The sequence below is a fragment of the Aequorivita sublithincola DSM 14238 genome (assembly GCF_000265385.1).
Taxonomy (GTDB): Bacteria; Bacteroidota; Bacteroidia; order Flavobacteriales; family Flavobacteriaceae; genus Aequorivita; species Aequorivita sublithincola.
In genome coordinates, this window is sequence record NC_018013.1 from 117,687 (window position 1) to 137,235 (window position 19,549).

General features: G+C 37.1%; 20 protein-coding genes. 5 read left to right on the forward strand and 15 right to left on the reverse strand.

Annotation, left to right across the window (positions count from 1 at the left end):
- The first annotated feature begins 2 nt into the window (after positions 1 to 2).
- From hemN to AEQSU_RS00550, 5 genes are all read left to right on the forward strand, one after another.
- Positions 3 to 1,367 carry an oxygen-independent coproporphyrinogen III oxidase gene (gene hemN, locus AEQSU_RS00530; RefSeq protein ID WP_014780894.1) on the forward strand — a complete coding sequence of 455 codons (1,365 nt, stop codon included), beginning with the start codon at positions 3 to 5 and terminating at the stop codon, positions 1,365 to 1,367.
- 92 nt (positions 1,368 to 1,459) lie between these two features.
- Positions 1,460 to 2,734, forward strand: a complete 1,275-nt coding sequence (locus AEQSU_RS00535; RefSeq protein ID WP_014780895.1) for an alginate export family protein — start codon at positions 1,460 to 1,462, stop codon at positions 2,732 to 2,734.
- Between the two features lie 37 nt (positions 2,735 to 2,771).
- Entirely contained in the window at positions 2,772 to 4,241 is a 1,470-nt protein-coding gene (gene nirK, locus AEQSU_RS00540) for a copper-containing nitrite reductase (RefSeq protein ID WP_014780896.1), read from the forward strand.
- 89 nt (positions 4,242 to 4,330) lie between these two features.
- Positions 4,331 to 5,023 (forward strand): formylglycine-generating enzyme family protein, encoded by a 693-nt coding sequence (locus AEQSU_RS00545; protein ID WP_083834420.1) that lies wholly within the window; start codon positions 4,331 to 4,333, stop codon positions 5,021 to 5,023.
- 147 nt (positions 5,024 to 5,170) lie between these two features.
- On the forward strand, positions 5,171 to 5,788 hold the full coding sequence (locus AEQSU_RS00550) for an SCO family protein (protein WP_014780898.1): 618 nt from the start codon (positions 5,171 to 5,173) through the stop codon (positions 5,786 to 5,788).
- A gap of 78 nt (positions 5,789 to 5,866) precedes the next feature.
- Here the strand turns inward: AEQSU_RS00550 and AEQSU_RS16735 are convergent, their stop codons facing one another.
- The 15 genes from AEQSU_RS16735 to AEQSU_RS00620 all read right to left on the reverse strand — a co-directional run bounded on the left by AEQSU_RS16735 (position 5,867) and on the right by AEQSU_RS00620 (position 19,534).
- Positions 5,867 to 6,019 carry a hypothetical protein gene (locus AEQSU_RS16735; protein ID WP_014780899.1) on the reverse strand — a complete coding sequence of 51 codons (153 nt, stop codon included), beginning with the start codon at positions 6,017 to 6,019 and terminating at the stop codon, positions 5,867 to 5,869.
- Positions 6,020 to 6,031: 12 nt separating this feature from the next.
- Positions 6,032 to 6,769 carry a sulfite exporter TauE/SafE family protein gene (locus AEQSU_RS00555; RefSeq protein ID WP_014780900.1) on the reverse strand — a complete coding sequence of 246 codons (738 nt, stop codon included), beginning with the start codon at positions 6,767 to 6,769 and terminating at the stop codon, positions 6,032 to 6,034.
- Positions 6,770 to 6,879: 110 nt separating this feature from the next.
- Complete coding sequence (locus AEQSU_RS00560) at positions 6,880 to 7,326, reverse strand: FixH family protein (RefSeq protein WP_014780901.1); 447 nt, start codon at positions 7,324 to 7,326, stop codon at positions 6,880 to 6,882.
- 135 nt (positions 7,327 to 7,461) lie between these two features.
- The gene (gene ccoG, locus AEQSU_RS00565; RefSeq protein ID WP_014780902.1) at positions 7,462 to 8,883 is read right to left on the reverse strand and encodes a cytochrome c oxidase accessory protein CcoG; all 1,422 of its coding nucleotides are present in this window, start codon (positions 8,881 to 8,883) and stop codon (positions 7,462 to 7,464) included.
- Positions 8,884 to 8,967: 84 nt separating this feature from the next.
- Positions 8,968 to 9,861, reverse strand: coding sequence for a cbb3-type cytochrome c oxidase N-terminal domain-containing protein (locus AEQSU_RS00570; protein ID WP_014780903.1), 894 nt, complete (start codon positions 9,859 to 9,861; stop codon positions 8,968 to 8,970).
- Positions 9,858 to 10,055, reverse strand: a complete 198-nt coding sequence (locus AEQSU_RS00575) for a CcoQ/FixQ family Cbb3-type cytochrome c oxidase assembly chaperone (protein ID WP_014780904.1) — start codon at positions 10,053 to 10,055, stop codon at positions 9,858 to 9,860. Before AEQSU_RS00575 ends, AEQSU_RS00570 begins: the two co-directional genes overlap by 4 nt.
- A 2-nt stretch (positions 10,056 to 10,057) precedes the next feature.
- Complete coding sequence (gene ccoN / locus AEQSU_RS00580; protein WP_014780905.1) at positions 10,058 to 12,259, reverse strand: cytochrome-c oxidase, cbb3-type subunit I; 2,202 nt, start codon at positions 12,257 to 12,259, stop codon at positions 10,058 to 10,060.
- A 13-nt stretch (positions 12,260 to 12,272) separates the two neighbouring features.
- Positions 12,273 to 12,500 (reverse strand): cbb3-type cytochrome oxidase assembly protein CcoS, encoded by a 228-nt coding sequence (gene ccoS / locus AEQSU_RS00585; RefSeq protein WP_014780906.1) that lies wholly within the window; start codon positions 12,498 to 12,500, stop codon positions 12,273 to 12,275.
- Between the two features lie 57 nt (positions 12,501 to 12,557).
- Positions 12,558 to 14,969, reverse strand: coding sequence for a heavy metal translocating P-type ATPase (locus AEQSU_RS00590; protein ID WP_014780907.1), 2,412 nt, complete (start codon positions 14,967 to 14,969; stop codon positions 12,558 to 12,560).
- Positions 14,970 to 15,050: 81 nt separating this feature from the next.
- Positions 15,051 to 16,256 (reverse strand): hypothetical protein, encoded by a 1,206-nt coding sequence (locus AEQSU_RS00595; protein ID WP_014780908.1) that lies wholly within the window; start codon positions 16,254 to 16,256, stop codon positions 15,051 to 15,053.
- A gap of 130 nt (positions 16,257 to 16,386) precedes the next feature.
- Complete coding sequence (ric, locus tag AEQSU_RS00600) at positions 16,387 to 17,112, reverse strand: iron-sulfur cluster repair di-iron protein (RefSeq protein ID WP_014780909.1); 726 nt, start codon at positions 17,110 to 17,112, stop codon at positions 16,387 to 16,389.
- A gap of 138 nt (positions 17,113 to 17,250) precedes the next feature.
- The gene (locus AEQSU_RS00605; protein ID WP_014780910.1) at positions 17,251 to 17,715 is read right to left on the reverse strand and encodes a hemerythrin domain-containing protein; all 465 of its coding nucleotides are present in this window, start codon (positions 17,713 to 17,715) and stop codon (positions 17,251 to 17,253) included.
- A gap of 5 nt (positions 17,716 to 17,720) precedes the next feature.
- Positions 17,721 to 18,014, reverse strand: coding sequence for a hypothetical protein (locus AEQSU_RS00610; RefSeq protein ID WP_014780911.1), 294 nt, complete (start codon positions 18,012 to 18,014; stop codon positions 17,721 to 17,723).
- A gap of 122 nt (positions 18,015 to 18,136) precedes the next feature.
- Complete coding sequence (locus AEQSU_RS00615; RefSeq protein WP_014780912.1) at positions 18,137 to 18,856, reverse strand: SDR family oxidoreductase; 720 nt, start codon at positions 18,854 to 18,856, stop codon at positions 18,137 to 18,139.
- 6 nt (positions 18,857 to 18,862) lie between these two features.
- Positions 18,863 to 19,534, reverse strand: a complete 672-nt coding sequence (locus tag AEQSU_RS00620; RefSeq protein ID WP_014780913.1) for a ferredoxin reductase domain-containing protein — start codon at positions 19,532 to 19,534, stop codon at positions 18,863 to 18,865.
- Between the last annotated feature and the right edge of the window lie 15 nt (positions 19,535 to 19,549).

A 19,549-nucleotide genomic window follows, 5' to 3' on the forward strand; every position in this document is an offset into this window, starting at 1 on the left:
CCATGCAAAATAGTTTAGTTTCAAAATACAACGTTCCCGGACCTCGTTACACAAGTTATCCAACCGTTCCATACTGGAATAATGAAGGTTTCTCATTGAGTGAATGGAAGAAAGATATAGTCCGAAGTTTTAATGAAAGCAACACTGAAGAAGGAATCAGTCTCTACATCCATCTTCCCTTTTGCGAAAGTTTATGCACTTTTTGTGGCTGTAACAAGCGGATTACTAAAAATCACGGCGTAGAAACTCCTTATCTAGAATCTGTTTTAAAAGAATGGCAACTTTATACTGAAATCTTGCCAGAACGCCCCATAATAAAAGAACTGCACCTCGGTGGCGGTACGCCAACCTTTTTTTCTGCTGAAAATTTACGTCTGCTTTTAAAAGGAATTTTTCGCGATGCAACTATGGCTGAAAATCCATCCTTTAGTTTTGAAGGACATCCAAACAACACCAAAGGCGATCATTTACAAACGCTTTATGATTGCGGTTTTACGCGAGTGAGTTATGGTGTTCAGGATTATAATCCCGCAGTTCAAATTGCAATTCATAGACTTCAACCGTTTGTAAATGTGGAACGTGTTACTAAAACCGCTCGCGAAATTGGCTATACTTCCGTAGGTCACGACCTTATTTTTGGATTGCCTTTTCAGAAGAAAGAACACGTAATTTATTCCATAGAAAAAACAAAGAAATTGATGCCAGACCGAATCGCTTTTTACAGTTACGCACACGTGCCGTGGATAAAAGGAAACGGTCAGCGCGGTTTTAAAGATGAAGATTTGCCAAGCGCTGCAGAAAAGCGGGAAATGTACGAAACTGGAAAACGTATGCTTGAGGAAGCTGGTTATATTGAAATTGGGATGGATCATTTCGCCCTAAAAACCGATAGTTTATATAAAGCTGTTGAAGAAAAAAACCTACATAGAAATTTTATGGGTTATACTGAAAGCAAAACGCAATTAATGCTTGGTTTAGGTGTTTCCGCCATTGGCGACAGTTGGTACAGCTTTGGACAAAACGTAAAAAATGTGGAAGAATATCAAGACTTGGTTTCCCAAGGAATTATTCCTGTTTATCGCGGTCATATGCTAAATGAAGAAGACCTTATAATTCGAAAACATATTCTAAATATGATGTGTCGATTGGAAACTTCTTGGGAAGACGCATCGCTTCAATTTAAAGAATTACCGGAAGCACTTCTAAAACTGAAAGAAATGGAGGAAGATGGTTTAGTGAAAATTTATTCTGAAAAACTTCAAATCACTGAAAAAGGAAGACCATTTGTTCGCAATGTTTGTATGGCTTTTGATGTGCTCTTACAACGTAGCCAGCCAGAAACACAACTATTTTCAATGACCATTTAATTTATTCTTAAAAAAAATGAAAAACTGATATTCATCATATTTGATTAAAACATCAATACTGACCTTTGTATCAGAAATTAAAAACAATTTCAATGAATTTCTCTAAAAGTGTTTTTCTCGTAATTTTATTCTTTGGCTTAACCAACAGTTATGCACAGTTTACAGTAGATGCGGAGCTTCGTCCGAGGTTTGAATTTCGTCACGGTTACAAGACACTTTTCCCAAATGATGTAGAACCTGCTGCTTTCGTTTCACAAAGAACAAGATTGAATTTTGGCTATAAAACTGAAAAGCTTCATTTTTATTTAAGTACTCAGGATGTTCGGGTTTGGGGCGATGTTCCGCAACTGAATGTAGCAGACCAAAACGGATTTTCGCTTCATCAAGCTTGGGCAGAAATTGAATTGGTTAACGAACTTTCATTAAAATTAGGACGACAAGAAATTGTTTATGACGATCAGCGTTTCTTCGGAAATGTTGGCTGGGCACAACAAGCCAGAAGCCACGATGCTGCAATTGTAAAATTTGAACCCAAATATATGAAGCTTCATTTTGGAGCAGCTTACAATCAAGATGGAGAAACCTTAACTGGAAATATTCTTAAAACGAATACGTATAAAAGCCTTCAATATGTATGGCTTCATAAAGATTGGGAGCAGTTTTCTGCAAGTTTTTTGCTGCTGAATAACGGTTTGCAATTTATTGATGAAATAGATGAAACTAAAAATGATACACGATACAGTCAAACCGCTGGACTTCATTTAAAGGCCAAAATGAACAAATTCAACTTTGTTTCCAACCTATATTACCAGCTAGGAAAAGATATTTCTGATAATGATTTAAGCGGGTATCTACTTTCTTTAGAAGCAAATTACGAAGCAACCGAAAACCTCAAGATTGGCTTAGGTAGCGAACTACAAAGCGGAAACAAGTACGGAAAACCAACAGACGGAAAAAATAAGGCTTTCAATCCTCTCTATGGAACTAATCATAAATTCAATGGATTTATGGATTATTTTTATGTTGGCAACCATATTAATAATGTAGGGCTAATTGATTTTTACGGAAATGCGAAATATACTTTTAATTCAAAATTAAACCTTAATCTTGCAGCGCATCAATTTTTTGCTGCTACGACAATAAATGACGAAGTCTCAGAAAATTTGGGTTTCGAGATGGATTTAGTAACTTCGTACAAATTGAGTGAATTTGTGGGTGTCCAAGCTGGTTATTCACAATTTTTTGCTTCAAAAGGCATAGAAACTGTAAAAAACAATTTTGACGGAAATACCAACAATTGGGCTTGGTTAATGTTAACCATTGATCCTGTTCTATTTACTTGGCAAAAATCAGATTCTAAAAACTAAAAACAAGAAATAATATCAATTTTAAAACAACCAATCAATGAAACTAAAAATCAACAAAACCACTGTAACCAAAATGCTGCTTGGCCTGAGCACGGCAGTATTTTTAACGGGCTGTGTTAACGACCAATCAGACAAAAAATACAACGACACCGTAGATATTCCCGTGAATCAAGAAATGATAGCGGAACTTACATCGCCCCCATTCGTTCCAACTCCTGTAGGAAAGCGTATGGCAAAAAAGTTAATCGTCGATCTTGAAATTCAAGAACGTGAAGGCGAAATGACCAGTGGCGTAAAATATGTTTACTGGACTTTCGGCGGAACCGTTCCAGGAAGTTTCATCAGAACCCGTGTGGGTGATGAAGTGGAATTTCACTTAAAAAACCACCCAGACAATAAATTGCCTCACAATATTGACCTTCACGCTGTGAACGGTCCTGGTGGTGGTGCCGAATCTTCTTTTGTGGCTCCAGGGCACGAAAAAGTATTTTCTTTTAAAGTGCTTAACCCAGGTCTTTATGTGTACCATTGTGCTACTGCACCAGTAGGGATGCACATTGCCAACGGAATGTATGGGCTAATTTTAGTTGAGCCAGAAGGTGGATTAGAACCTGTGGACAAAGAATATTACATTATGCAAGGTGATTTTTACACCGAAGGAAAATATGGTGAGCGTGGTTTACAGGCGTTCGATATGCAGAAGGCTATTGACGAAAAAGCAGACTATGTAGTTTTCAACGGTCACGTTGGCGCAATGACTGGTGACAACGCTCTTACTGCAAAAGTTGGCGAAAAAATACGTCTGTTTGTTGGTAATGGCGGACCAGGGCTAGTTTCCTCTTTCCACGTGATTGGAGAAATTTTTGATAGAGTTCACGTTGAGGGTGGAGATTTAATTAACGAAAATGTTCAAACTACTTTGATTCCTGCTGGTGGTGCTGCAATTGTGGAGTTCCGCGTGGATGTTCCCGGAACTTTTATACTTGTGGATCACTCTATTTTTAGAGCCTTCAACAAAGGTGCTTTGGCAATGCTTAAGGTGGAAGGTGAAGAAAAGAAAAACATTTACTCTGGAGAGATCCACGATGGTATTTATCTTCCAGAGGGTGGTGTAATTCAATCCATGCCTACTGGAAATAAGAAAGATGAAGGTGAAAAAGAAGTGAAATTATTAAGCTTTGAAGATCAAATGAAATTTGGTAAAGATAAATATATGGCAACCTGCGTTGCTTGTCACCAGGCCAACGGTTCTGGTATTGAGGGCGCGTTCCCTCCTTTGGCAAAATCAGATTACCTAAATGCAGATATTGATCGTGCTATAGATATTGTATTACACGGTAAAACAGGCGAAATAACTGTAAACGGTAAAAAATACAATAGCGTTATGACTGCTCAAGCTCTTTCTGACGAAGATGTATCCAACGTACTTACTTACGTTTATAACAGCTGGGGTAATAACAAAACAGTCGTTACTCCTGCAATGGTGGAAGCCGTTAGAAACAAATAGAACTATTGTTTAAATTGAAATTTTATAGCACCGCCCTTTTCCTAGTCATTGCTTTATTGTCTTGTAAGCTCTCAGCTCAAAATGATAAAATGGCTTTAGTAAAGGGCGGTGTTTATCTTCCACTATATGGTGCAGAAGGTAAAACCGTTAAAGTTGATGCTTTTTTGATGGATGAATATCCTGTGACCAATGCAGATTTCTTAAAGTTTGTAAAAGAAAATCCGCAATGGAAAAAAAGTAATACTAAAGCATTATTTGCAGACAAGAGTTATTTAACCAAATGGCAAAATGACGAAACCTACAGCGGACTTCCAAACGCTCCAGCGACCAATGTATCTTGGTTTGCTGCAAAGAAATATTGCGATTGTCAAGGCAAACGTTTACCAAAAATGGACGAATGGGAATATGCTGCAATGGCCAATGAAACTGTTCCCGACGCCAGAAAAATAGAATCCTACAATCAATATATTTTAGGTTGGTATGAAACACCTAAAACCTACAATAACCCAGTTGGAAAAACATTCAAAAATTATTGGGGAATTTATGATTTGCACGGTTTGGTTTGGGAATGGACCCAAGATTTTAATACCGTACTTATCTCTGGAGAGTCTAGAAAAGACGTAGATAAAGATTCCAACCTTTTCTGCGGAAGCGCGGCAATTGGCGCTTCAGATTTAATGAATTATGCGGCATTTATGCGCTTTGCATTTCGTGGAAGTATGAAAGCTCGTTATTCGTCCCAAAATTTGGGCTTCCGTTGCGCAAAGGATATTGAAAAATAGACCTAAGACAAAACGACTTATGACTTAAGACTTAAGACTTAAGACTTAAGACTTAAGACTTAAGACAAATTTTAAATAATTTTTAGTCTAATATCTTACGTCTTATCGACTAACGTCATTATTTAAAAAATTAAAAATCAAATTATTATGAAAAACTTCAAATATATTTTAATTGTACTTTCAGTATTTGCAATATCCTGCAATAACACTTCAAAAAAAGATTCGGAAACAACTGCTGAAAACACTAAAGAAAACACTGATAGCAACAAAATTTCTGATATGTCTATCTACAACCTTCCCTCCCATTGGACCACTCAGGATGGTAACGAAATAGAACTTAAAGAACTTAAAGGAAAAGTTTTGGCAATGGTAATGATTTACACTTCCTGCAAAGCTGCTTGCCCACGATTGGTTGCGGATATGCGTAATATTGAAAAGCAAATTCCAGAAGACAAAAAGGATGAAGTACAATTTGTTTTTGTGAGCATAGACCCTGAAACAGATACTCCAGAACGATTAACTGCTTTTGCAAAAGAGAACCAAATGGAAGATGAAAAATGGCTTTTCTTGCGTGGATCTGAAGAAGACACTCGTGAGTTTGCAGCAGTGCTTGCCGTAAACTACAAACAAATTTCCCCCTTGGATTTTTCCCACTCAAACATTATCAGCGTTTTTGATCAAGGTGGCGAACTTGCCCATCAACAGGAAGGTCTTGGTGTGGACAATAAGGAAACGGTTGAGGCTATTATTGATTTAGCCAAATAGTGAAAAAGTGGGTAGCGGGTAGTTTGTAGTGTAGAATTTAATCTTACTTTAAAAAAAGTATTCTAAGTTTTCTACCAACTACAAACTATCCTCTTGATTGTCTTCCTTCTTTTTTCCTTTAAACACAAAGCTAAGAACTAGGACTGTCATTGCGACGCAAAGTACTGCAAAGAAAATTATAATTGCGGTTCCCATTCCCCAATTGGCAAGTGGTAAGATTGAATTTGTCATAGTCTAAATATTTTATTGGTTATTAATTGTTTCGTTTTCTGAAAGCATCGGAGCGCAATTTTGATTGGCATCTACAATTTCAGTCATTGGTTTTGGCGATACATAAGGAATTCCCAAACCTAAGCCGCGAATTATAAAAAGGCAGCCAATAATTACTACAAAAATAGGAATTGCGCGTCTAATTCGCTGGCGTACTTGCCCGTTTATAAAGTTTCCTAGATATATTGCCGAAGTCATTAAAGGAATAGTCCCTAAGCCAAATAACGCCATATAAAGGCTTCCTTGCAAAGCATTTCCTGAAGCGATTGCTCCAAAAATAGCCATATAAACTAAACCGCAAGGAAGAAAACCATTCAGAAAACCGATGGTTAAAAAGGTATCAGGAGTTTTCTTTTTAAGTTCTTTCCCCAACGCCGATTTCACTTTTGAAATAATTTTATAAACTGGTTTTGAGAAGTTGTACTTATTAAAAGTTTTCTGCGGAAGAAAAATCACCAAAAGCATCAAAACACCAATAATAATAGAAAGCTGTTGCTGAAATCCGAAAAGGTTTAAACTTTTACCCACCAACCCGAAAACAAAGCCTAAAATGCTATAAGCCAAAACTCTTCCGAAGTGATACAGAAATATCTGTCCAAGTTTCTTTACTTGGTTATTTCTATCAACTGGTAATAAAAATGCAATAGGGCCGCACATTCCCACGCAGTGAAAACTACCTAATAAGCCAAATATAAGTGCGGTGTATAGCATTCAGTTATCTGTTATCTGTTATCTGTTATCTGTTATCTGTTATCTGTTATCTGTTATCTGTTATCTGTAAAAACTAAACTTTTAAACCTTTAAACTCATAAACTTTCCTATCAATAAACAATTTTGCTTTTATACAAATAATCCTCTCCTTCGTAACTCCATTGTACGGTGGTGTTCCATCTTCCGGCTATCATTTTTTGGTCTTCAATAAGTAAGTTTGGGCTGGAAAGATTCAACGGAATTTGAAAATCTAACTTCTTGTTTGACGGTCTGTAAAGAAAAACGGTGCCTTCTATTTTTGAATAATCAATATTCTTCGGAAAAGTGAGCATCCATCCTTCCGCTACCTTTTCACCGAAAATATTACCATCTAATGATTTTGAATTTTCCTCAGCATCAATCTCCTGTTGATAAACCATTTCCTTTTTGTAATATTCCTCGGTCACCAAATCATAATCGTATTGTTCATCAATACTAATTCTTATAACGAAATATAAAATAAAGGCTATAAAAAGCGCCATCCCAATCACCAATCCTGTTCCCCAATTTATCTTCATCGCATTATTATTTATTGATTATTCATATTATTTATTTCTAATCTTCAATTTAAACCTACAAGGAGCCCCGCTAAAAAAGTGGGGAACACCTTGCAGGTTGTTTCGGTCATCGGTCACCCGTCATCAAGCACCCAACTATTTATAACTTCTAGGCCCTAAAAACGTGACACTTGTGGTTTCAATTAAATCCTCGCCACTATAAACTTCTATGACGGCCCGATTTTTATCGCCGCTCAACGCTGCATTGTTTATTTCTATGAAGAGTGTCCCTTCGGCTAAATCCTGTGCGGGAACTGTTAGTTCACCTTGTTTTACGGTGTGAATTTTTCCTTTGGGAGATTTCAGTTTAAAGTGAATATCCTCAATATTTTTCGTGGTTTTATTCAGTAATTTATAGGTGAAAACATTGCTGATAATGTTACCATCCTTATGTTCATAAAGCTGTCCTGGAAGTCTCAAAATACTAGCTTCCACATCACTTCGCAAAAACAATAATCCTGAAAGAACACCAATTAATATAACCAAAACTGCAGTATAACCTTTCAGTCGTGGCGTGAACTTAAAGGGTTCTTTCTTTTCTATATTTTCTTCACTTGCATAGCGAATTAATCCTTTTGGAAGATTTACGGCTTCCATAATAGTGTCACATTCGTCAATACAAGCGGTGCAGTTTACGCACTCCAACTGCGTTCCGTTACGAATATCTATTCCGGTTGGACAAACGTTTACGCATTGAAAACAATCAATACAATCTCCTTTTCCAGATGCTTCACGATCTTCGTTTTTCTTGAATTTTGCACGTCCCACTTCTTTTTCGCCACGCTTATGATCATAAGCCACAACGATGGATTTGTTATCGAGTAGCACACCTTGCAACCTTCCGTAAGGGCAAGCAATAATGCAAACCTGTTCGCGGAACCAAGCAAAAATAAAATAGAAAACTCCTGTGAAAATAAATAGTGAAATCAGCGTACTAACGTGGTCTAAAGGCCCTTCAAAAACATATTGAATCAATCTGTCACTGCCGATGAAATAAGCAAGAAAGATGTTTGCAATCAAAAACGAAATAACGAAAAAAATGATCCATTTTAAGACTCGTTTCCTAATCTTTTCAGCATCCCATTTTTGTTTCGCTAAACGAATCTGTGCACCTCGATCGCCATCTATCCAATATTCTATTCGTCGGAAAACCATTTCCATAAAAATGGTTTGTGGACAGATCCAGCCGCAAAAAATTCTACCAAAAGCCGCAGTAAAGAAAATTATGAATACAACGCCTATGAGCATCATAATAACAAACAAGTAAAAATCCTGTGGCCAAAATGGAAACCCTAAGAGATTAAAACGACGCTCCAAAACATTGAAAAGCAAAAACTGGTTGCCGTTAATCTTCACAAAAGGTGCCGCGAACAAAAATGCAAGCAGTATGTAGCTCACATATTTTCGGTATTGGTACAGTTTGCCCGAAGGTTTCTTAGGATAAACCCAAGCTCTTTTTCCTTCTTCGGTCATTGTTCCTAAAGTATCGCGGAAATGTTCGTTTTCTGGAGTATCCAAATTGTTAGTTGTTATTTGTTAATTGTTCGTAGTTAAAAGTATCTCGTCACTGAACATTGAATCTTGAATTTTGAACATTGAATTTTACTCTGCCGAAGCGGTTTCATCTTTCCAAACATCTCCTTCTGGCTCTTTTCCATCTGGTGGATTTGTTCCGTGAAGACTCAAAACATAACTGCCAACTTGTGCAATTTCACCTGGTTTTAGGTCAGATTTCCATGGAATCATCCCTTTTCCGGCGCGGCCTCCTTCGCTAATGGTGTGGAATACATTTTTAATTCCGCCACCCAAAATCCAACTATCATCGGTAAGGTTTGGACCAATTCCGCCACCGCCATTATCTTTATGACAAGCTACACAGTTTTCGCCAAAAATTGTTTTTCCTGCTGCAAGATCGGCAGGCTCAGTTAATAGCTCAACGTTTTCTGCGTCTATTAAATCCTTATTGTTTTTCTTGTATTCGGCCATTTCTTCCTTTGCTATTGCTACTTCTGCTTCATATTCATCAATTTGGGTTGGACCATCAAAGACTTCATAATACACAAAATAAACAACCGCAAAAACAATGGAAATATAAAAAAGATACGTCCACCAAGGCGGAAGGTTATTGTCTAACTCACGAATACCGTCATAGTTGTGGTCTAACACAATTTCTCCTTCTTCTGAAACAGGTTTGGCTCCAAGCATTTCAACGTATTTTCTTTTAAACCATCCAAACTGGTTTTGTTCGCGCAAAGCTTCTTTAGCAATGTATCGCTCTTTTGCTTCTTCATTTAAACCCGCAAATAAAATGCGGTGTAATGCTGCTGCAACTATTTCTAAAGCAATAGCGAAGAAAAACACCATCCCCAAGACTGCCCAAATGATTGGATATTTTACTATTGCCAAACTATCTCCAGACTCAACAATGATTTCCAGTAGAAAAAAGGCGAGGATCATAAAGCCGATGACCCTTAAATATGATGCTGTGGTTTTCATAGTATTTCGTCGTTTTGGTTGTTAGTATCGTTTTCCAATGGAATATTGCTCACTTCAGTGATATGTTCCTTTTTCGCTGTGAATACCCAGTAAAAAAGCACAACAAAGAAGACGAAAAATATCAAAAGTGAAATCAATGGATATATTTGAACGTCGTCTATGTTTTCTAAATTTCCTTTTATAAATCTCAACATAACTATTCGGTTTTGGCTGAAGTATCCTCAGCATTTTCTACTTTAATATCGGTTCCTAAACGTTGCAAATATGCTATTACTGCGACTATTTCGCGGTTCTTCATTTCTATGAAATCTTCACCGTTATCCTTTGCATATTTTTTATCTGCTTCATAGGTTTTTTCAAAATCAGGATCACCATAAAGGTTCTTTTCAATCTTAGCTCCTTGCTCGTCCATCAACTTTTGGGCGTTTGTAATTTCTTCTTCGGAATAAGGAACTCCAAGCATAACTAAGGCTCGCATTTTTGCTTCGGTGTCTGATTTGTCCAATTCTGAAGTTATCAACCAAGTATAGCGAGGCATAATGGAACCGGGTGAAGTACCCTGAGGTTCGTACATATGGTTTAAGTGCCAACTGTCTGAATATTTTCCACCAATTCGGTGTAAATCTGGGCCTGTCCGTTTACTTCCCCAAAGGAATGGGTGGTCATAAACAAATTCCCCCGATTTCGAATATTCGCCATAGCGTTCCACTTCACTTCTGAAAGGACGAATCATCTGTGTATGGCAGTTTACGCAGCCTTCACGAATGTAGATATCACGTCCTTCTAATTCCAAAGGTGTGTACGGTTTCACACTAGTAATTTTAGGTACATAATCATCAACCATCAACGAAGGAATAATCTGAACCATTCCCCCAATTAAAATTGCGATAGTTGCATAAATCGTCAATTTAACTGGACGTCGCTCTAACCAAGTGTGCCATCCTTCACCTGCAGTTTGTCTTTTGGTTACTGGTGTTAGCGGTGCTGCTTCGGCAAGTTCATCTGTAACTTTACTACCTCTTCTGGCAGTCATAATTACGTTGTAAAGCATTATAAATGCTCCAATTATAAAGAGCGTTCCACCAATGGCGCGCATCCAATACATTGGCATAATCTGGGTTACCGTTTCTAGGAAGTTTGGATATTTAAGATTGCCATCTGGGTTAAATTGGTTCCACATAGAAGACTGCATAAACCCTGCAACGTACATTGGTAGTGCGTACATAATGATTCCTAAAGTACCTATCCAGAAATGTGCGTTCGCCAATTTAATGGAATATAATTTTGTTTTGAAAAGTCGCGGAACCAACCAATAGATCATACCAAAAGTTAGGAATCCGTTCCAGGCCAAGGCGCCAACGTGAACGTGTGCAATAATCCAATCACTAAAGTGTGCAATGGCATTAACATTTTTAAGCGAAAGCATCGGGCCTTCAAAAGTTGCCATCCCGTAACCTGTTATGGCTACTACGAAAAATTTTAAAACTGGATCTACACGAACTTTGTCCCAAGCGCCACGAAGCGTCAAAAGACCGTTAATCATACCTCCCCAAGACGGAGCCAAAAGCATTACCGAAAAGGCAACACCCAAGTTCTGCGCCCATTCTGGAAGTGCGGTGTATAACAAGTGGTGTGGTCCAGCCCAAATATATATGAAGATCAAAGACCAAAAGTGAACAATGGAAAGTCTATAAGAATATACTGGTCTGTTGGCGGCTTTCGGTACAAAATAATACATCAAACCAAGGAATGGTGTAGTAAGGAAAAACGCAACCGCATTATGCCCATACCACCACTGAACAAGCGCATCTTGAACGCCTGCGTACATTGAGTAACTTTTTAAAGCGGTTACAGGAATTGCCATACTGTTCACAATATGCAAAACGGCAACGGTAACCCAAGTTCCTAAATAGAACCAAAGCGCAACGTATAAGTGACGTTGGCGTCTTTTAACCATTGTCATAATTAAGTTTATTCCAAAAGCCACCCAAATTACTGCGATAGCAATATCAAAAGGCCACTCTAATTCGGCATATTCTTTTGAAGTTGTGTAACCCAAAGGAAGCGTAATGGCAGCTCCAACAATAATAGCTTGCCATCCCCAAAAGTTTAGGTTGCTTAAAAAATTGCTCCACATACGTGCTTTTAGCAAGCGCTGGCTAGAATAATAAACCCCAGCAAAGATTGCATTCCCAACAAAGGCGAAGATAACTGCATTGGTGTGCAATGGTCTTAAACGCCCAAAACTGAGCCAAGAAATGCCTTCAGTCATATTCGGGAACAAAAACATATATGCCAGCAACAAGCCGACGCTCATACCAATGAGACCCCAAAAAATGGTCGCATTGATAAATTTTTTGACAATCTGATTGTCGTAATAGAACTTTTCTGTTTGCATAGTGTTCGTTGGTTTATTCCTGCTCGTGTGCAGAGATGGTTTTGGGATTGGTTGAGTGTTTATCTGAAGTTTTACATTTTACTGAAGGACCTTCTTTTACCAATTCATCATCAAAAAGCATTCGTACAGAAGGGGTGTAGGTATCATCATATTGGCCTTTTTTCACCGAAATAATAAACAGTACAAAAAAGATGAGCGCCACAAAAACACTGATTGCTAATAGCATATAAATGATGTTCATACCTAAAATTTATGGTTCAAAAATATTGTTGAAAACGCCTTTAAAATATGACATTTGTCAACTTTGCTTATTTATATTCATTCTTAATCTCTTCCCAATATATTGAGTTGCTAGAGTCGTAAAAACCACAATACTTATTGAACTTAAAGGCATTAAAATAGCCGCAACTACTGGCCTTAAATGACCTGTAACTGCAAATGCTAATCCTATCAAATTATAAAACAGAGAAAACAAAAACGCCCACTTTATAATGCTTACACCTCTTTTTGAAAAGTTTAAATAATCTCCAATCTTTTCAAAATGTGAAGCATCCAAAATACCATCGCAGGCTGGCGAAAAAACGTTAGTGTTTTCTGAAATTACAAAGCCAACATTACTTTGCCTTAAAGCTCCAGCATCATTTAGACCATCGCCTATCATCAAAACTTGTTTTCCGCTTTTTTGAAGCGATTTTATAAAATTGAGCTTATCGTCTGGTTTTTGGTTGAAGTAAAGTTTTGTTCCTTTAGGAAGTAGTTTTGCCAGGCGCTCCCGTTCGCCTTCGTTATCGCCAGAAAGAACGATTACATCTTTGTCAGTTCCTAATTGTTTAAAAATTTCAGCAACGCCTTCTCTGTATTCGCTGTTGAAAATATAGCAACCTTTGTAAACCTTGTTGGTACTGATGTGGACAGTAGTTCTATTTTTTACTTCGGAAGTATTCTCATCATAAAACCCGACAAATTCATACGAACCTACTTTTATGGAATTATCATTGAAAGTTGCGGAAATCCCCTTCCCTATTTCTTCTTCAAAATTGTCTAAAGTTTGGATATTGTTTTTATCCAAAATATTGTAAAGCGAACGACTAAGCGGATGACTAGAAGCGCGTAACGTACTAGTGAGTAATTGCTTTTCCTCCGAAGAAAGTGCTATGCCTTCATACGTTATCAAGTTTTTTTGATTGGTTGTTAGTGTTCCTGTTTTGTCAAAAACTACGGTGTCTAACTTCGCCATTTGTTCGATTACGGAAGCTTCTTTTAAATATAGCTTCTCTCTTCCGAAGATTCGCAAAACGTTCCCTAAGGTAAAAGGTGCGGCCAACGCAATCGCGCACGGACAGGCAACAATTAATACAGAAGTAAATACATTGAATGCTTTTGACGGATCTACCATCAACCAAAAAATGGTGGAAATAAAGGCTATGGAAAGAAGAATTACTGTAAAACGTTTACTAATACTGTCCGTAATATTTTCAAAAGCACCCGTTTTGTCTTTGCTGAAAACGTCATTGCTCCAAAGTTGCGTTAAGTAGCTTTGGGCGACAGGTTTCAATACTTCAACTTCCAGAATTCCAGCTTGTTGTTTTCCGCCGGCGAAGAGTTTGTCGCCGCTTTGTTTGGTAATTGGCTCCGCTTCGCCAGTGACGAAACTGTAATCTATTAGTGCGTTTCCTTTGATTAAAATTGCATCAACCGGAATTATTTCGTTGTTACGAATAAGCAAACGGTCGCCTTTTTTTACTGTGTAAACTTCGGCTTGTTCTTCAACGGTTTTTCCCTCAGTATTTTTGAAAAGGCGTGTTACGGCAATTGGAAAGTATGATTTATAATCACGTTCAAACGAAAGATAACTGTAGGTTTTCTGCTGAAAAAACTTTCCCAGCAATAAAAAGAAAACGAGCCCAGCAAGGCTGTCGAAGTAGCCCGTGCCCCAATCCATCACAATATCTATCGTACTTCTTATAAAAAGAACGGCAATTCCGAGAGCAATAGGAACGTCAATATTCAAGATTTTGGAACGTAAACCTTTATAAGCAGAAGTGAAATAACCACGTCCCGAATAAAAAACCACCGGAAGCGAAAACGCAAACATCAACCATCTAAAAAATGGTTTAAACTGATCTAACCAAAATTCAGAATGCTCAAAATATTCAGGAAACGAAAGGAACATAATGTTTCCAAAAGCAAAACCTGCGATGCCCAATTTATATATTAGACTTCGGTTTATGTGTTTTTCTTTTTTATCTGAATCATCCAGCGAAATGTAGGGTTCGTAACCAATTCGACTTAAAAGAATGACTAGGTTTTTGAGTGAATTCTCTTCCGCAGTAAAAGTTATCCGAACGGTTTTCTCAGGAAAATTTACTTGTGAAGATTTTACCGCAGAATTTAGCTTATTGAGATTTTCAAGAATCCAAATACAACTGCTGCAATGGATGGAAGGAATTACGAAAGAGACAATCTGCGTTTTTCCATCATTAAATTCAAGCATTTTCTCAACGATAACTTCGTTGTCTAGAAAGTCATATTTCCCAGCGATTTCCTTTGGAGAAATACCTGGGTTTTTTTCAAGATCATAATAATAACTTAAGTCGTTGTCGTGGAGAATATCATAAACCGTTTTGCAGCCATGGCAGCAGAAGGATTTTTCCTCGTGCTTTATTTCTACGTCCAAACACGCATCACCACAGTGAAAACAGTTTACCATCAATTAAAAATTTGCTTGTTATAACGGTTGCAAAGATTAAGAATGATTGTGGTTTGAAAAATGACAATTGTCAGTTATCAATTATGAACTACGAGATTTCAAATTTTTGAAGAATAAAATTCCTACTGCCACGGGAAATAAACAGCTTAAAACAGCAAGACAGATATAATAATCCTGAAAAAATGGAAGCCCAAGCCACACAGCAAAAGCTTTGTAGAAAATTAGGAATTCCGTGGTAACGAAAGCCACGAGAAAGATAGAAATGAAACTCTTTGGAAGTAGAATCAACTTAAAATATTGAAGGAAGGCAAGCATTGTTGTGATTACAATTCCGAGGAAAACTAAGTGAAGATAGCCAATCACAAAATCTTTAAGCAGAAAAGCGAGATTGGCGATATACGGAAAAGCCGAAAACAATTGCATCAGTAATTTTACTAAAACCAAACCTCCAGCAATTTTCAGAAGAAAAAAAGCGCGTGGCGTAAATACCTTTTTGAGGACAGGAAAATGGTCCTTAAGAAGCAAGAAAAGTTCAAAGAAAGCCAGACATTGTGCCACTGCTCCAATTAATCCCAACACATAAAAAACAGTAGGCGGAACAAACCAAAGTACGGAAAGGAAAACTGTAAACAGTACGCCAAAATTCAAAAGAAGAAAAAATGATTTCAGCTTTTGAGGGTTAAACTGGATTCCTTTTTCCTCAAAAACATAAAACACTACGCCCAAAAGCGCCAAGATAAACCAACCGTTGTACTGAAAATGAAGATAGAAATAAATGGAGGTTTTGTACCAAATAGACTCAGGCCCCAAAGTAGCCATCACGCCACCGATTGTCCACGGACCAATACTGGAAAGCACGAGATACCAGAGTGAAGCTTTTATAAGTTTCCACGAAAAGCGTGTTTTAAAATGCGCCGGAATGTGATTCATCGCAAACCACGAAAACCAATAGGAAGCGAATAAAAACAAAGTTGAAAAAATGATGGAAAACAACGCATACCCTTGAAAAGGAAAGGTTATCATCATACCAACAATACAAACATTTGTAAATATGAAGATGCGTTTGTAAAGTTTAGGCTTTTGTGCTTCGGAAAGGAAAATTTTGTAAATCAGAGTAGTCAAGCCCAAGTAAATCCAGCCTAACAAGGCGGTGTGGGAATGTGCGTGGAGTAAAAATTTAAAGTTGAAAGGAAGCGAGACAACAAAATAAAACCTCAGCAAAATACCCATTAACGCTACTGCCAAAAAATAGGCCAAGGCAATACCTATATGTTTTTTTAAATCCATCAAGCACAAAATTAAAAAAACAGTTCAGAATTTGGCAGAAAACCTTCCTTATTGCCATTCTTCTGAACTGTCCTAAAAACCAATCAAATAAAAATCTAAAATTAGGGGATAGTTAAAGTTTACTAAAAGGTTAGTTGTTCTTTAGTTTCTTTTCCAAACCTAAAGCTTTTGGGAAGAGAATATTATTTTCTAAGTGTATGTGTTGGTGCAAATCCTGCTCAAACTCATCTAGTTTAGCGTAGAAAGCGCGATACGTATTACAAGCGCCTTCTGGTGGGGTAAAATTGCTGCTCAATTCCGAAATTCTACGCATAATCTGGCCAGCTTCTTCGTGCTCCTCCTCCATCATTTTTATAGGATTTTCAACAGTACCAAAATGTACTGCAGGCACTTCTGTATTTTCTCTTTCTGCTTTTACCAATCTTTTAATGAAAGGAAAAAGAATCAGTTCTTCTTTCTTTTGATGGGCTGCCATTGCCTGAACAACTTGAGTTACCAAAGATTCTATTTCTGCAAGTTCGGTATAATGATGGCCGTGAACGTGATTTACACGTTTAGAATATTGCAAAAGCAATGGGCTACTTTCCTCAACATAATGATGATGCACGTTTACAATATGATCCGCAAGAAAATCTAGTTTCCAGCTATTATAATCGTGAGCACGATCTTGAACAGAGTCCAAATTTAACAATTCCGTTTCCAAAACGGAAGGATCTATTTTTGCCTTTTCGCAGGCTTTTTTAATGCTGATGCCGCCGCCACAGCAAAAGTCTATTCCGTGTTTTTTGAAAATATGAGCGGCTTTTATGTTTTCTGTAACCACATCGGCTACGGTACGTTCTTGAAGTGTTGTCATGGTTCTAAAAGTTTTAATGAATAATTTATAAAGCAAATTTCATAATAAAAAGAGAAACAAAATATGACTTAAATCATAAAATGACATTTTTATCAGAAATTAAATTATGTCGAAATATTCAATATTAAAAAAAAATAATTATTCCCAAAAAGGGTCTTGATAATCTGGATATTTTTTTAGTTCGCTATGAATCTCCGCTATCTTTTGTAGTTGAGCTTCTGTAGCGACTTCCTGGATTTCGTTAAAGAGAATACGTTCTTCAAAACGAATATGAGCATCTAATTCTTCTTCTAAACGATGCAGTGATTTTTCTGGATCTTTGGTATCGTTAAACAGACGTTTTATGCGACGGTGTTCTTTTAAGGCACGTTCAATTAGTTCATTGTCCGGTTCTAAAATTGGGAAAAGATATTTTTCTTCATCATTAAAATGTGGTTCAATTTCATTTTTAAAAAACCATTTTGCATACTTCTGCATACGCCCAATTTCAATATCTTTATTAAAGCCTTTCCGCAGTTTCCAACTGAACAGCAATCCAAAATGATGTTGCCGGCTTAACGGTTGTAAAGCCACATGACGTTTTATTGGTTTTTTCTTTTCCATGAATTTTAGGGAGTTTCTATGTATTTTATATGTTTGCCACCACATTTGGAGCAACGTTCAACGATTCGTTTTTTGTTTTTGAAGCCATCTACGTGTTCCACCATAAATTTGCCAACTTTCACATATTTGTCTTTATGGTTTTTTACATCAATCTGTTTGTCTTTTGTCAATAAACGGGTTTTATCATCATATTCTTGATAGCCCCAACAAAAAGGACAGTTTTCATCACCGACTAGCTCTGGCTCTGGCGCTTCAGCTTTTTTCTTGAAAAATGTAAGAACACGATTAAAATAGCTCATTTCAGATGAATTAAAAAATTGATTTTTCACTTATAAAGACTTAGGACTTCTCGACCTAAGACTTAAGACCAACTACTTTATACCATACATTAGTCCTACGGCTTATTTCTTTACGTCTTATGTCAATTTTTGTCTGGTGCTTTTGGATTTAATGGCCGAACCGTCATTTCGCTTATCAACATATTGTCTGGTGTTTTCAAAATGTGCAATAACGTTGAAGCAATATCTTCTGCTTGAAGCATATTTTCGTGCGACTTGATTCCCGAACTTTCAAAAAACGAAGTATCAATAGAACCTGGATTTAAACAGCTTACCTTAATATTATATTCGCGTAATTCCTTAAAAAGGGCTTCACTAAACCCGCTGATACCATACTTTGTGGCAGAATAGGCAGCACCTTCCGAACGTGTTGTTATGCCTAGAATAGAGCCTACATTAATTATATGCGTACTTTCCTTTTTTGGTTTCATAAGTCTTACAACTTCAGAAGTAATGCAGTACATTCCATTCAAATTGGTATTTATCATTTTATACCATTCTTCAGATGGCATTTCGTCTATCTTTCCAAAAGAACCTGTTCCAGCATTATTTATTAAAATATCTGGTGATTTTTCCTTTGAAAATGTTTCTGCAACCCAATGTTTTACAGCTTTTTCTTCTGAAATATCTAGAATAACTGGAGTAAAATTATTTCCAAGGTTTTTTTGAATTTTTATAAGGGCGTCGCTATTTCTAGCAAGACCGTAAACGATTGCGTCCTCAGCAATCAACGCTTCAGAAATAGCCGCTCCCAGCCCACTACTGGCCCCTGTAACTATTGCAATTTTATTCTGTATTTTCATTATAAATTAAAATGCTTCTTTCACTATTTTATCCGCTGGCACTTTTAGGTTTTGCAATTGTTTTTCAACTGCATCCATCATTGGTGGTGGACCGCAGAGATAAAAATAGGAGCCTAATGGACCACTATTCTTCTCAATAAATTCCTCTGAAATTTGACCGTAGGCATATTCTTCCGTTTTTTCTTTTGAAAGGATATTGATGAAATTTTCGCCTAACATTTGGCTAAATTCATCATTCATAATAATATCATCCTTCGTTTTATTTGCGAAGATCAGTTTATTAATTCCTAGTTTTTTCTTTTCATTTAAATCTCTGAAAATCGAAATAAATGGCGTTACTCCTGCCCCACCGGCAATAAAGGTTCCATCGCCTTTGTATTCTATAGCTCCAAAAATATCGTTTACAATTAAAGTGTCGCCGGCTTTTAAACTGAGCAATTCATTTGTAACTCCTTTATGATCTGGGTAGGTTTTTATGGCAAATTCTAGATAGTCATCCTTCGGGAGACAGGTAAAAGTGAAAGGTCTGCCTTCATTTTGCCAGCCTTGTTTATCCACAAAAATCTCGGTGGCTTGACCGGGTGTAAAATCGGCTCCAAATGGTTTTTCTGTTACAATCTGCAACACATCGTGCGTAAGGTGTTTGATTAATTTGATTTTAACGGGTTCATTTTTCATAATCATATAGTTTAA

Bases quoted from the DNA above. Each gene is read 5' to 3' on its own strand.
- hemN (WP_014780894.1), top strand. From the start codon at position 3: ATGCAAAATAGTTTAGTTTCAAAATACAACGTTCCCGGACCTCGTTAC.
- AEQSU_RS00535 (WP_014780895.1), top strand. From the start codon at position 1,460: ATGAATTTCTCTAAAAGTGTTTTTCTCGTAATTTTATTCTTTGGCTTA.
- nirK (WP_014780896.1), top strand. From the start codon at position 2,772: ATGAAACTAAAAATCAACAAAACCACTGTAACCAAAATGCTGCTTGGC.
- AEQSU_RS00545 (WP_083834420.1), top strand. From the start codon at position 4,331: ATGGCTTTAGTAAAGGGCGGTGTTTATCTTCCACTATATGGTGCAGAA.
- AEQSU_RS00550 (WP_014780898.1), top strand. From the start codon at position 5,171: ATGAAAAACTTCAAATATATTTTAATTGTACTTTCAGTATTTGCAATA.
- AEQSU_RS16735 (WP_014780899.1), bottom strand. From the start codon at position 6,019: ATGACAAATTCAATCTTACCACTTGCCAATTGGGGAATGGGAACCGCA.
- AEQSU_RS00555 (WP_014780900.1), bottom strand. From the start codon at position 6,769: ATGCTATACACCGCACTTATATTTGGCTTATTAGGTAGTTTTCACTGC.
- AEQSU_RS00560 (WP_014780901.1), bottom strand. From the start codon at position 7,326: ATGAAGATAAATTGGGGAACAGGATTGGTGATTGGGATGGCGCTTTTT.
- AEQSU_RS00570 (WP_014780903.1), bottom strand. From the start codon at position 9,861: ATGAAAACCACAGCATCATATTTAAGGGTCATCGGCTTTATGATCCTC.
- AEQSU_RS00575 (WP_014780904.1), bottom strand. From the start codon at position 10,055: ATGTTGAGATTTATAAAAGGAAATTTAGAAAACATAGACGACGTTCAA.
- ccoN (WP_014780905.1), bottom strand. From the start codon at position 12,259: ATGCAAACAGAAAAGTTCTATTACGACAATCAGATTGTCAAAAAATTT.
- ccoS (WP_014780906.1), bottom strand. From the start codon at position 12,500: ATGAACATCATTTATATGCTATTAGCAATCAGTGTTTTTGTGGCGCTC.
- AEQSU_RS00590 (WP_014780907.1), bottom strand. From the start codon at position 14,969: ATGGTAAACTGTTTTCACTGTGGTGATGCGTGTTTGGACGTAGAAATA.
- AEQSU_RS00595 (WP_014780908.1), bottom strand. From the start codon at position 16,256: ATGGATTTAAAAAAACATATAGGTATTGCCTTGGCCTATTTTTTGGCA.
- ric (WP_014780909.1), bottom strand. From the start codon at position 17,112: ATGACAACACTTCAAGAACGTACCGTAGCCGATGTGGTTACAGAAAAC.
- AEQSU_RS00605 (WP_014780910.1), bottom strand. From the start codon at position 17,715: ATGGAAAAGAAAAAACCAATAAAACGTCATGTGGCTTTACAACCGTTA.
- AEQSU_RS00610 (WP_014780911.1), bottom strand. From the start codon at position 18,014: ATGAGCTATTTTAATCGTGTTCTTACATTTTTCAAGAAAAAAGCTGAA.
- AEQSU_RS00615 (WP_014780912.1), bottom strand. From the start codon at position 18,856: ATGAAAATACAGAATAAAATTGCAATAGTTACAGGGGCCAGTAGTGGG.
- AEQSU_RS00620 (WP_014780913.1), bottom strand. From the start codon at position 19,534: ATGAAAAATGAACCCGTTAAAATCAAATTAATCAAACACCTTACGCAC.